10 protein-coding genes and 1 pseudogene are annotated in these 12,654 nt (G+C 49.4%); 6 read left to right on the forward strand and 5 right to left on the reverse strand.

Translation table 11 applies throughout. The features are described 5' to 3' along the window. From AXA67_04295 to AXA67_04305, 3 genes and pseudogenes are all read right to left on the reverse strand, one after another. A pseudogene (locus tag AXA67_04295) lies at positions 1-384 on the reverse strand (hypothetical protein). 1 nt (position 385) lies between these two features. Then, entirely contained in the window at positions 386-820 is a 435-nt protein-coding gene (locus AXA67_04300) for an NUDIX hydrolase (GenBank protein KXJ41560.1), read from the reverse strand. A 287-nt stretch (positions 821-1,107) separates the two neighbouring features. Then, positions 1,108-2,748, reverse strand: coding sequence for an RNA helicase (locus AXA67_04305; GenBank protein KXJ41561.1), 1,641 nt, complete (start codon positions 2,746-2,748; stop codon positions 1,108-1,110). 370 nt (positions 2,749-3,118) lie between these two features. Here AXA67_04305 and AXA67_04310 point away from each other — a divergent pair, with 370 nt between their 5' ends. Further along, entirely contained in the window at positions 3,119-4,486 is a 1,368-nt protein-coding gene (locus tag AXA67_04310) for a sodium:proton antiporter (GenBank protein ID KXJ41562.1), read from the forward strand. 40 nt (positions 4,487-4,526) lie between these two features. Here AXA67_04310 and AXA67_04315 read toward each other — a convergent pair whose 3' ends face one another. Further along, positions 4,527-5,786: an AmpG family muropeptide MFS transporter gene (locus tag AXA67_04315; protein ID KXJ41563.1), complete on the reverse strand. Its 1,260-nt coding sequence runs from the start codon at positions 5,784-5,786 to the stop codon at positions 4,527-4,529. Further along, a complete protein-coding gene (locus tag AXA67_04320; protein ID KXJ41705.1) occupies positions 5,770-6,543 on the reverse strand; it encodes a DNA-(apurinic or apyrimidinic site) lyase in 774 nt (257 codons plus the stop codon). The genes AXA67_04315 and AXA67_04320 overlap by 17 nt, the downstream gene beginning before the upstream one ends. Before the next feature lie 103 nt (positions 6,544-6,646). On the opposite strand from AXA67_04320, the gene AXA67_04325 reads away from it, so the two are divergent. The 5 genes from AXA67_04325 (at position 6,647) to AXA67_04345 (ending at position 12,541) form a co-directional block, all read left to right on the forward strand. Next, positions 6,647-8,362, forward strand: a complete 1,716-nt coding sequence (locus AXA67_04325) for a type IV-A pilus assembly ATPase PilB (protein ID KXJ41564.1) — start codon at positions 6,647-6,649, stop codon at positions 8,360-8,362. 5 nt (positions 8,363-8,367) lie between these two features. Beyond that, positions 8,368-9,597 (forward strand): type II secretion system protein F, encoded by a 1,230-nt coding sequence (locus AXA67_04330; GenBank protein KXJ41565.1) that lies wholly within the window; start codon positions 8,368-8,370, stop codon positions 9,595-9,597. Between the two features lie 132 nt (positions 9,598-9,729). Continuing rightward, on the forward strand, positions 9,730-10,602 hold the full coding sequence (locus AXA67_04335) for a methyltransferase (protein KXJ41566.1): 873 nt from the start codon (positions 9,730-9,732) through the stop codon (positions 10,600-10,602). 6 nt (positions 10,603-10,608) lie between these two features. Beyond that, positions 10,609-11,214 carry a dephospho-CoA kinase gene (gene coaE / locus AXA67_04340; GenBank protein ID KXJ41567.1) on the forward strand — a complete coding sequence of 202 codons (606 nt, stop codon included), beginning with the start codon at positions 10,609-10,611 and terminating at the stop codon, positions 11,212-11,214. 181 nt (positions 11,215-11,395) lie between these two features. Continuing rightward, entirely contained in the window at positions 11,396-12,541 is a 1,146-nt protein-coding gene (locus AXA67_04345; GenBank protein ID KXJ41568.1) for a YggW family oxidoreductase, read from the forward strand. The last annotated feature ends 113 nt before the right edge of the window (positions 12,542-12,654 follow it).

A 12,654-nucleotide genomic window follows, 5' to 3' on the forward strand; every position in this document is an offset into this window, starting at 1 on the left:
CCCCTGCTCCAACAATTCATCCAGCATTTTTTCCCGTGGAAGGCGGCGCATCTTGACTAGCCAGTCTATAGGTTCACCCGCCCCATCTAGCTGTAGTGCTCCGTTAGCACGGGTGATTGGAATCACCGCCAGATAAACCTCCGGCGCGAGACGACGATTCAGACGCAATTCTTCCTGGCAATAGAATTTTCGCAACGCTACCGTACTAAAATCCAAATAATCGTATCGAACCGGTTTTTTTAGTTTGTACGCATAACGTTGGGTCAGAAAAACCCAAGACATCCGGGTTTCAATCATTTGCACCCGGAATGGGCGGTCCAGGTAAGTTTCCGGCTGTTGGAGGAGACGTAATTTAGCCTGCTGCAAGGAATCCGAAATTATCATCTCAATGCACTGCTTTGCCGGTGACCACCCCATGCGCCCAGTCCAAGATGGTTTGCAATCGCTCCACCAATAAAGGGCGAGCCTGCTCATAAGTCAGCCAGCGAAATTCATGGTGTTCCGGTTTTCCCAATTCGGGGTTGACGGGTAACGTTACTTCACCTGCGGGGGATTCCGCCAAATAATAGCGGGCAATTTTGCCCCGGCTGTAAGGGAGCGTTTCTTTAAAGACTACCCCCCAGCGAAAATGCAAATCGGTTAAACCGGTTTCTTCTTGAACCTCCCGGACAGCTGCTTGCAATGGATCCTCCCCTGGCTCCACGAGACCTTTGGGGAAATCCCAATAATGAAATACCCGTAGCAAAAGATAGTGAGGCACCTGCTCAATATAACGAACAACCACCACCCCGGCCGATAAGGTTAGCTTCTTCTCCGTCAACACTACCCCTCACATTGTTTTGGTTGAGTTTTAGTTCAATCATGGAACTTTGACAGTCTTTTGCCAAGCTTAGAAATAATAATGGGATTAATGTAGACTTTCCCGCAGTATAAGGATATGCATTAAAATCAATCTTGTAGGCGGTTGATTTTTATAAAAGAAAGTGACACGCATAAATGTATTATCCACTGCTTATTTTGTAATAAAAAAGCCTTCCCGAAAGAAGGCTTTCTATTCTAAAAATTATCTTGCCCTGAGATTGGAAACCTAAAAGGCAAGCGCAATTGCTAATTGCGCCTGGAATCTGCCTTTGAAATATTCAACTGCCGACCGACCACCCAGGTTTTCTTCAATGTTCTGAAAACTTCCTTAGGCATCCCATCGGGCAAATCGACGGTGCTGAAATCCTCATGAATATTAATCCGGCCAATAAAGCGGCCTTCCAAGCCGGCTTCATTGGTAATTGCGCCCATGATATTGCCGGGCTTGACACCGTGGTTGCGTCCCACTTCAATCCGATAGCTCACCATTTCCACTTCAGGGTCTCTACGAGATTTACGCTTAAGGGTAACGCGGGTTTTAGGCGAGATATCTTGGCGTGTTTCCTTATCCAAGATCAAAGGATCATTGCCTTGCAGCTGCTTTGCCAATGCCGCCGCGATATCAATGGCCGGTATGTCATGTTCTTCCTGATATTGTTGTAACAAGTTGCGAAAGAATGCCACATCTTCGGTTGCCAGCGTATCGGTAATGCGTTGCTTGAATCGGGCCATGCGTTGATGATTGATAACTTCAGTCGTCGGTAGCTTCATCAATTCAACTTTTTGTTTGGTCGCCCTTTCGATGGCATTCAATAAACGCTTTTCCCGTGGCGTGACAAACAAAATTGCTTCGCCCGTTCTGCCGGCCCGGCCGGTTCTGCCAATACGATGAACGTAGGATTCGGTATCTAATGGAATGTCATAGTTGATGACGTGGCTGATTCTTTGCACATCCAAACCCCGTGCCGCCACATCCGTCGCAACCAAAACATCCAATTTACCATTTTTCAGCTGTTCCACTGTTCTTTGGCGTTGGTGCTGGGGAATATCGCCATTCAAGGGCGCCGCCGCATAACCCCGGGCCGCCAGCTTTTCCGCCAATTCCACGGTAGCATTCTTGGTGCGGACGAACAATATCGTTGCTTCAAAATCTTCCGCTTCCAGAATTCTTGTCAGTGCATCTAGTTTTGCATGGGGGTTAATTAAACAATAACGTTGACGGATGGTTTCGGCAGTTGAAGTCTTAACCTTGATTTTGATTTCCTCCGGTTCGCGCAAATGCTGCTGGGCGATCCGGCGAATCGGTGCCGGCATGGTTGCGGAGAAAAGGGCGACTTGTCGCTCAGCTGGCGTCTGTTCCAGAATCCAATCCACATCATCCACAAAACCCATCCGAAGCATTTCGTCGGCTTCATCGAGCACTAGCGTTTTCAAACCGTCAAGATTCAATGTTCCCCGACGCATATGGTCCATGATCCGGCCAGGGGTTCCCACCACCACGTGGACACCGCGTTTCAGCTGGCGAATCTGTCGGCCATATTCTTGCCCCCCATAAATAGGCAAAATATGAATATCTTTTAGATGTGCACCATAAGTCTGGAACGCTTCCGCCACCTGCAAGGCCAATTCCCGCGTGGGTGTCAATACGAGCACCTGCGGATAGGCTTGCTCGGTATCGATCTTAGCCAATAAAGGTAGTGCGAAGGCTGCGGTTTTTCCGGTGCCGGTTTGCGCCTGAGCAATCATGTCCTTGCCTGCCATCACATGGGGAATAGTGGCAGCCTGAATCGGGGTTGGAGATTCGTATCCCGCTTCTTGGAGGGCAAGTAGCAAAGGTTTTGGTAAATTTAATTCTTGGAAGGAAGAAACAATGGAATCTGTCGTCATATAAAATGCCTAAAAAGTCTATGTAAGTGAAAAGCAGCTAGAAGATGCAAGCACGCCGCAAGATTTTCACTTAAAAAATAGGCGCTAAGGCATCGGAACTGCAGGAATGATGGTCGGACTGGCCAAATTAAGGCGTGATCTCGAAATCAATCTACAATTATACAATAATAGCCTAAAGATTGCCTAAAATATTTAAGTAATTTGCAACAATTAATAACTTAGAGGGAAGCTATCTCATGAAATTAGGATTGGTTGCATAAAAATTCGTACCGCAGCGTAAAATTTCCTATCATATAAGGTTGTATTTTCGAGCTTACGGGCAATAACAATCTGGATTGCTTTATAAAAACTTACGGTTAAGGGGGTTATTTTGTTCAAATTCATTTTCATTTTCCTGAGTTTGTGGGTACTGCCCTCCATCGCTTCCGCTTCCGAGTGGGATACGCTGGATATGGTGACTACCGAACGGGGAATATATTGCGTGCTCATCTTCATCATCGCCTATGTGTTAGTGATGGCGGAAGAATTTATTGAGCTGAAGAAGTCAAAACCAGTCATCATCGCAGCCACCATTATCTGGGCGGAAGTCGCCTATATGGCCAGCACCAAGGGGGTGTCCACGGAAGAACTGCATGGCGCGGTTGCCCACAACCTGGCCGAATACGGCGAGTTGATGCTGTTTTTGCTGGTGGCCATGACTTACATCAACGCCATGGCTGACAGGAACGTTTTTGAACGCTTGCGATCCTGGCTGCTGAGCCGAAATTTCGGCTACCGCAAGCTGTTTTGGATCACAGGAATCATTACCTTTTTCCTTTCCGCGGTTGCCGACAACCTCACTTCGGCCTTGCTCATTGGCGCTGTCGTGTTGGCCGTGGGCAAAGACAATCCACGGTTTGTCGCCTTGGGACTCATCAACCTGGTGATTGCTGCCAACGCTGGCGGGGCTTTCAGCCCTTTTGGCGATATCACCACCCTGATGGTCTGGCAGGCGGAAAAAGCCACTTTCTTTGAGTTTTTCGAATTATTCCTACCTTCGGTTGTCAACTATCTGATTCCCGCGGCAGCGATGCATTTCGCGGTTCCGGACGAGCAACCTGAAACTACCGGGAAAGGGTTGGTGCCTTTGAAAGTGGGCGCCTACACCGTCTGCGCTCTGTTTGGTCTGACCATTACAATGGCGGTCAGTTTCAAGCAACTACTGCACCTGCCACCCTTTATGGGCATGATGGCCGGCTGGGGCGTTCTCGGGGCCTTTGGCTTCTGGATTAAATGGCAAGAGAAAGACCTGCCTCACGAAAAACGCTTTGATATCTTCAATATGGTTCGTGACGCGGAATGGGATACCCTGCTCTTCTTTTTCGGGGTGATCTTCGCAGTGGCGGGCCTTGACTACATCGGCTATATGGATGTTACCGCCCAGTGGATGTATGAAGACCTGGGGCCAACCGCCGCCAATATCCTGGTGGGTTTTCTTTCTGCTGTCGTGGACAACATTCCGGTCATGTTTGCGGTGTTGAGCATGGAACCCGATATGGATCTGTACCAATGGCTGCTGGTCACCCTGACCGCGGGTGTTGGTGGATCCATGTTGTCCATTGGCTCTGCCGCCGGCGTTGCTTTAATGGGAATTTCCAAAGGCAAATACACCTTTTTTTCCCATCTGCGCTGGACGCCCGCCATTATGGCAGGCTATTTTGCCAGCATCGTGGTCCACTATTGGCTTAACGCGTCATAAAAAAGACACCTGCGACTGGGCACAGGCAAGTGCCCAGTCGTTATTTACTTGTAGCAGATATTGCTTCCGCGCCAAGCCAGCGCTTAAACCTGAGCAGAATCAGTAAGCCCGGCACGGCAATCAGCGCGCAAAAAATAAAAAAATCCACCCATCCCATATGCTTGGCCATCCAGCCTGTGGGCGCTGCCACAATCACCCGTGGAATTCCCATCAAACTGGACAGCAACGCGTATTGAGTTGCGGTAAACCGCTTATCTGTCTGACTGGCCATAAAAGCAACGAATGCCGCCGTCCCCATACCCGCGGATAAATTCTCAAAACTGATGACCGCCATCAGCCCACTCAAACTGGGACCAAGCTGGGCCAATAACGCAAAACCGGCGGTGGACAGTGCCTGCAGCAATCCAAATAACCACAATGAAGCGTAGATCCCCAGCTTCAGAATCAAAATCCCTCCTGCCAACCCGCCGAGTATGGTGGCCCAAAACCCAAACAGCTTCACCACCGCCCCGATCTCTGTTTTGGTAAATCCCATATCCAGATAAAAAGGCATGGTCATGTGGCTAGCCATGGTATCGCCCATTTTATAGAGCAGGATAAACAACAAAATCCACCAGGCATCGGCTCTGCCAAAAAATTCCATAAAAGGCTTTACCACCGCGTCGCTCAAAGTGGTTGGCGTACCTTTTGGCAAACTAGGTTCTTTGGCCCACCAAGTGGTCAAGGCCGCCGTCGCCATCAGCCCGCCACATAGCCAATAAACCCTTGCAAATCCAAGGAAATCGGCCAAGATGAGTCCGCCGCCAGAGGTCAATAGCATGCCTAAACGGTAACCGTTCACGTACAATGACCCACCCAATCCTTGTTCGATATCCGCTAATGATTCACGGCGATAGGCATCTACAAGAATATCTTGGGTTGCGGACAAAAAAGTCACCAGAAAGGCAATCACCGCAACCCACCAGGGATTGGATTCTGGGTGGGTAAAGCCCAGTCCGGCAATAGATAACGCCAACAATCCCTGAACCAGCAATAACCACCCCCTTCGGCGGCCCAGCCAGGGAAACGTAAAGCGATCAAAAATGGGCGCCCAAAGGAACTTGCCCGTATAAGGCAGCCCTACCAAGGCAAACAAGCCAATAGTTGTTAAATCCACTCCGGATTCTCGCATCCATGCTTGCAAGACGGAACCGGTGAGTAACAGTGGCAGTCCACTGTAAAAACCCATGGCAAAGGCTACCGCCATCCGCTGGGACAAGAGCGCGCGGGCAATCCCGGCAGGCTTAGAAGGGATAGTCATAATCGATAATCAAAGGTGCATGGTCGGAAAAGCGTTTTTCTTTGTATATTTCCACTCGAAGAATGTTATCTTTTAGCGAGGGACTGACGACTTGATAATCAATCCGCCATCCCACATTTTTTTCCCATGCCCGGCCGCGATTGGACCACCATGTGTATTGATCCGGTTCCTGATTGAGGACCCGAAAGGCATCCACCCACCCTTCCTCTCCAAACAACTTATCCATCCAGGCCCTTTCCTCCGGCAAAAAACCAGATCGATTCTGGTTGGAGCGCCAATTTTTAATATCGATTTTTTTGTGGGCGATATTGAAATCTCCGCAAAAAATATAATCCCGCCCGGACTGGGCACATTCGCGCATAAATTCTAAAAAACGATCCAGAAACTTGAATTTAAACGCCTGCCTTTCCTCCCCCGAAGTCCCTGAAGGAATATAGACGGAAGCGACACTCAACTGACCAAAACGTCCTTCCAGATAACGCCCCTCCGCATCCACTTCCGGCCAGCCCAGGCCAATTTTGACTTCATCCGGTTCCTTGCGCACATACAACGCCACGCCGCCATAACCTTTTTTTTCCGCAGTGTGGTAATAACAATGATAGCCTTCAGGCCAAAAGACCTTATCTTGTAGTTGATCCAACTGGGCTTTGATTTCCTGCAAACAGACGATGTCAGCTTGTTGACTGGCCAGCCAGCGGAAAAATCCTTTGCGCTCTGCCGAGCGGATGCCATTCACATTTAGGGTAATCACCCGCATTTCTTTATGCTCCATTACTTGATAAGTGGACAAATTAACTTCATCATCTAATATTAAAAGCACAACGGAAATCCTGATAGTTTATTCGACCCTAAGTAACTTCATGGCAACAACGGCATCAATTCCAAAACTTAACGGACTGGCCCACTGCTTGGTGGGTGCAGGGTTCATGAGCGAACAAGAGGCAGCTGAGCATCAAGAAAAAGCCAATAATCAGCGCATGCCTTTCGCGACCTATCTTGTCATCAACAAAGTGGTTGACAGTCTCTCGCTGGCAAAAGCCGCTTCCGCTCAGTTCGGCGTACCGTTGTTCGATTTGGCCACCATGGATATGGAGCTGGCGCCTGTCAAGTTGGTCAACGATAAGCTCATTCAAAAACATCATATCTTGCCGTTATACCGGCGAGGAAACCGGCTGTTCGTGGCAATTTCCGACCCGACTAATTTCCAGGCGCTCGATGAAATCAAATTCCACACTGGTCTGAATACCGAAACGGTGCTGGTGGAAGAGGATAAACTATCCAAAGCCATCGATACCGCACTGGAAGCTGCCGACAGCGCTATCAATGATCTCCTCGATCAAGATCTGGAAAGTCTTGAAATCGGCGAAGTCGAACCACAAACTTCCAATGCTACCGAGGTCGATACCGAAGACGCCCCCATTGTCCGCTTCGTTAACAAAATCTTGCTCGATGCCATCAAAAAAGGCGCCTCGGATATCCATTTCGAGCCCTATGAAAAACAATTCAGAATCCGGTTCCGCAGCGATGGCATGCTGCACGAAATATCATCACCTCCACCCAATTTAGCCACCCGCGTCATCTCCCGCATCAAGGTTATGTCCCGGATGGATATCGCGGAAAGACGGGTACCCCAGGATGGCCGGATCAAGATGATTTTGTCCCGCAATAACGCCATCGATTTCCGCGTCAACACTTGTCCCACGCTGTTCGGGGAAAAAGTCGTACTGCGTATTCTCGACCCCACCAGCGCCCAAATCGGCATTGACAAACTGGGTTTCGAACCCGAGCAACAAAAATTATTTCTTAACGCCATCCACAAACCCTACGGCATGATTCTGGTCACAGGACCCACCGGAAGTGGTAAGACGGTTTCTCTCTATACCGCGCTGAACATCCTCAATACGCCGGACAAAAACATTTCCACCGCGGAAGATCCCGTGGAAATCACCGTACCCGGCATTAATCAGGTCAACGTCAACCCGAAATCCGGCCTGACCTTTGCCAGCGCGCTCCGGGCTTTTTTGCGGCAGGATCCCGATATTATCATGGTGGGGGAAATCCGCGATTTGGAAACCGCCGAAATCGCTGTCAAAGCCGCTCAAACCGGACACATGGTACTGTCAACGCTGCATACCAATGACGCTCCTCAAACCCTGAATCGCTTGGCGCAAATGGGGATTCCGCCATTCAACATTTCCTCTTCGGTGATCCTGATCCTGGCCCAACGGTTGGCGCGGCGGCTGTGCGAATACTGCAAGCGGGAAGAAAAATTCCCCAAGGACTTGTTGCTAAAAACCGGTTTTGAAGAAAAGGAACTGGATGACCTGGTGCTTTTTACCGCCAACCCCGAAGGCTGTGACCATTGCACCAAGGGCTACAAAGGCCGGGTGGGGATTTACCAGGTGATGCCCATCACAGAATCCATCAACCGTTTGATTCTGGAAGGCGGCAACGCCCTGCAAATTGCAGAGCAAGCCAAGGCGGAAGGCATCAACGACCTCCGCGCTTCGGGATTGAATAAGGTACGGGAAGGCATTACAAGTATTGAAGAAATTGATCGAGTCACACGGGAATAACGCTTATGGTAGCCAGAGTTGAAAAAGAAGAGTTGATCCAGTTTGTCTGGGAAGGGGTGGACAAAAACGGCAAGCGAATAAAAGGCGAGCAGCCTGGCCGCAGCGAAACCCTTGTCAAGGCGGAGCTGAGACGGCAAGGGATCAAACCCGTCAAGGTCAAGAAAAAACCCAAACCCCTGTTCGGCGCCCGCAAGAAAAAAATTACCACCAAGGATATCGCGGTTTTCAGCCGCCAATTGGCCACTATGATGAGCGCCGGGGTGCCATTGGTGCAATCCTTTGAAATTGTCGGTCGCGGACACGAAAATCCCAGCATGCAGGAGTTGATCCTGCAAATCAAAGACGATATCGAAGGCGGTAATACCCTCACCGAAGCCCTGCGCAAACATCCCCTGTATTTTGACGATCTCTTTTGTAATTTGGTGGAAGCCGGTGAGCAAGCGGGGGTTTTGGAAACGCTGCTCCATAAAATCGCGGAATACAAGGAAAAAACCGAGTCATTAAAGGCCAAAGTCAAAAAAGCCTTGACCTATCCTGCCGCGGTAGTGGTAGTGGCTTTTATCGTCTCGGCTATTTTATTGATCTTCGTGGTACCCCAATTTGAGGAGTTATTCAAAGGTTTTGGGGCGGACCTCCCTGCATTTACCCAATTGGTGATTAATCTCTCCCGCTTCATGCAGGATAACTGGTACTTTGTGTTTGGAGGAATTGGGGTTGCTATTTATGCTTTCATGTATTTTAAAAAACGATCCTTGGCTTTTAACCGGTTTCTGGACCGGCTTTTTCTCCGTATTCCTGTTATCGGGCCCCAGATATTGCATAAATCCGCCATTGCCCGCTTTGCCCGCACGCTGTCTACCATGTCCGCTGCCGGGGTACCCTTGGTGGAAGCCTTGGAATCGGTCGCTGGCGCCTCAGGCAATGCGGTATATTCCGATGCCATTCTGGACATGCGCGAAGCGGTAGCTACCGGCCAGCAGTTGCAACAAGCCATGCGTCAGACTAACCTGTTTCCCAACATGGTGATCCAAATGATCGCCATTGGGGAAGAATCAGGCTCCATTGACAGCATGCTGGCTAAAGTGGCCGACTTCTATGAAGAAGAAGTGGACAATGCGGTGGATTCCTTGAGCAGCCTGATGGAACCCATGATTATGGCCTTTTTGGGGGTGGTTGTAGGTAGCTTGGTCATCGCCATGTACCTGCCGATTTTCAAACTGGGCGCTGTGGTTTAGGCTGGCTCACTGGTTTCTGGAGGGAGACTTTAGAAAAGCCCGTAAATTCTTCTCTGGTTGGGGATGACGGAGACCGCCTGTCTCCACCCCCTTCCAATGTCTTCTTAACGTCGCTCAATAGATGGATTCTTAGTGCCTTTAATTCAAGTTTTTCAAGATCACCCATTTTTATTCCTGGCAGCAATCGGGATTTTGGGATTGTTGGTGGGCAGTTTTCTCAATGTGGTCATCTACCGCCTGCCGGTAATGTTGGAACGCGGTTGGCGCCAGGAATGTCTGGAATTTCTAGGTCAGCCCAAGGAGGAAGCGCCAGAGCGCTTTGATCTGATTCAACCCGCATCCACCTGCCCCCATTGCGGCCATCAGATCCAGGCTTGGGAAAATATCCCCGTTATCAGTTATTTGCTGCAGAAAGGACGCTGCACACAGTGTGGCGCTTCAATTTCCCTCCGTTACCCACTGATTGAACTGCTCACGGCCGTGCTTTCCATGGTTGTGGCCTGGCATTTTGCTGTCAGCGTGCAAACCTTGTGGGCGCTGGTTTTGACCTGGACGCTGATAGCACTGAGTTTTATTGACATCGACCACCACCTCCTTCCCGACGCCATTACCCTGCCAGTTCTCTGGCTGGGCTTGTTTTTAAGCCTGTTCCATCTGTTTACTGATCCACGCTCTGCCATTATTGGCGCCATTGCAGGATATCTTGTTTTGTGGACGGTGTATCAACTTTTCAAATTACTCACCGGCAAGGAAGGCATGGGGTTTGGCGATTTCAAATTATTAGCCCTCTTTGGCGCTTGGCTGGGCTGGCAAAAGCTCCCAATGATTATATTATTATCTTCCCTGGTAGGTGCCATCCTGGGCATTGCCATGATCCTGATTCAAGGCCGGGACCGGCAGACACCTATTCCTTTCGGACCTTATCTTGCCATTGCCGGCTGGATTGCATTGCTATGGGGTGATACCCTCAATCAACTTTATCTGAATTTGAGTGGTATTAGCTAGAAATCCATGCTCAAAATCGGCCTGACGGGCGGTATTGCCAGCGGCAAGAGTACCGTTGAAAAGTTGTTCGAAAAGCGGGGCATCACTGTAATCGATGCCGACAAAATTGCCCGTAACCTGGTCAAGCCCGGCCAGCCGCCGCTGGATAGCATCGTTGAAACGTTTGGCAGGTCTATGCTTTTACCCGATGGCAATTTGGATCGGGCGAAGCTGCGGGAACTGGTCTTCAATCACCCCCGGCTCAAAGAGAAATTAGAAGCCATATTGCATCCCGCCGTTTATGTCGAAATGGCGCGCTTGGCGAAAAAAAGCAACAGCCCTTATGTCATTTTTAGCATTCCCTTGTTAGTAGAGACAGGGGCCGAAAAAAACTTTCACCGCATACTCGTCATCGACTGCCCCGAAGCTCTGCAGATCGCGCGTTTGAAGCAAAGAGACAACCTTCAGGAAGACATGATAAAACAGATCCTACAAAATCAGGCCACCCGGCCCCAGCGCCTTGCCGTGGCCGATGATGTCATTGTCAATGACGGGAGCCTCGCCAAGCTTGAACAACAAGTCGAGGAACTGCACCAATTTTATTTGCGTCTAAGCCGGAATCAAACTGATTAACTTTTTCTTACCTATCAATTTTACACAGCTAAGGTGCTGGGATATTTCTTCCGTGGGTGTTGGCGGCCTGGATGACCGCCATCAAGTCCTCAGTGAAGAGTTTACGACGTTCCACGGAAGAAATATCCCAGCACCTGAAGAAATCTCGATCTGCCAAATCTTTCTAGGATGAACTTTTTCAATGGCGAACTTAATTCCGCCGCCTTTAAGCCTTTATATTCACCTGCCCTGGTGCGTAAAAAAATGCCCTTATTGCGATTTTAATTCCCACACGCACCAAGGCATACTTCAGGAAAAACAATATATAGACGCGCTGCTTGCCGATCTGGATCAGGATCTGCAACAAATCCAGCCCCGTCCCATTCACAGTATTTTCATCGGTGGCGGCACCCCCAGCCTGTTCTCTCCTGACAGTCTTCAACGTCTACTGGAAGGTATCCATTCCCGGTTAACGCTTTCTCAAGAAATAGAAATCACGCTTGAGGCTAATCCTGGCACGGCAGAGAGCACAAAATTCAAACAATTCGCCCAACTGGGGATTAACCGTTTATCCCTCGGCATCCAAAGCTTTCAGGATGACAAACTTCGGTCACTGGGCAGAATCCATAACGCGGAAGAAGCCATGAGCGCGGTGGAAATGGCCCGGGCAGCAGGCTTTCAAAGCATTAATTTGGATCTCATGTTTGGACTTCCCCATCAATCAGTGAAAGACGCCTTCTACGATATCGAAACAGCCATTCATCTGGCGCCTGAGCATATTTCCCACTACCAACTGACTTTGGAACCCAATACCCTGTTTGCCAAACACCCACCCCCCCTTCCACCTGATGACAACATTTGGCATCTACAACAACAATGCCAGGAAAAACTGGCCCACCACGGTTATCTTCGTTATGAAGTTTCCGCCTTTGCCAGTCCGGGGAATGAATGCCAACATAATCTTAATTATTGGCAATTCGGGGATTATTTGGGTATCGGCGCCGGCGCGCACGGAAAATACACCCAAGACAATACGATCCGGCGGCGCTGGAAAATCCGCCATCCACAGCACTACATGGACAAATCCGGGGGACTGGGGCGGGTTGGCGGAGATATCGAAGTGGAAAATACCCAACGCCCCCTGGAGTTCATGATGAATACATTGAGACTAAGATCCGGTTTTACCCCAGAACAATACGAGCAACGTACCGGCTTACCCTGGATGCCACAAAAAACCGTCATTGATAGGCTTGTGGAGGATCAACTCTTGCAATTTAAAGGCGGATTTGTCTATTGTACCGACAAGGGCTGGAATTTCTTAAACACGGTTTTGGAAGCATTTGCCTGATCCAATCCATCTGATAAATTGGCGCGATTGTGAAAATCCCGGTGTGTCCATTTTTTGGACACAAACATTTTTACTCAAACAATCAAGGAGATAATTAGTTATTCCGCATCCTG

Origin of the sequence: Methylothermaceae bacteria B42, assembly GCA_001566965.1 — a bacterium.
Classification (GTDB): domain Bacteria; phylum Pseudomonadota; class Gammaproteobacteria; order Methylococcales; family Methylothermaceae; genus Methylohalobius.

Excerpts from the sequence above, each read along its gene's own strand:
- AXA67_04305 (KXJ41561.1), bottom strand. The coding sequence starts at position 2,748 with ATGACGACAGATTCCATTGTTTCTTCCTTCCAAGAATTAAATTTACCA.
- AXA67_04315 (KXJ41563.1), bottom strand. The coding sequence starts at position 5,786 with ATGACTATCCCTTCTAAGCCTGCCGGGATTGCCCGCGCGCTCTTGTCC.
- AXA67_04320 (KXJ41705.1), bottom strand. The coding sequence starts at position 6,543 with ATGCGGGTGATTACCCTAAATGTGAATGGCATCCGCTCGGCAGAGCGC.
- AXA67_04325 (KXJ41564.1), top strand. The coding sequence starts at position 6,647 with ATGGCAACAACGGCATCAATTCCAAAACTTAACGGACTGGCCCACTGC.
- AXA67_04330 (KXJ41565.1), top strand. The coding sequence starts at position 8,368 with ATGGTAGCCAGAGTTGAAAAAGAAGAGTTGATCCAGTTTGTCTGGGAA.
- coaE (KXJ41567.1), top strand. The coding sequence starts at position 10,609 with ATGCTCAAAATCGGCCTGACGGGCGGTATTGCCAGCGGCAAGAGTACC.
- AXA67_04345 (KXJ41568.1), top strand. The coding sequence starts at position 11,396 with ATGGCGAACTTAATTCCGCCGCCTTTAAGCCTTTATATTCACCTGCCC.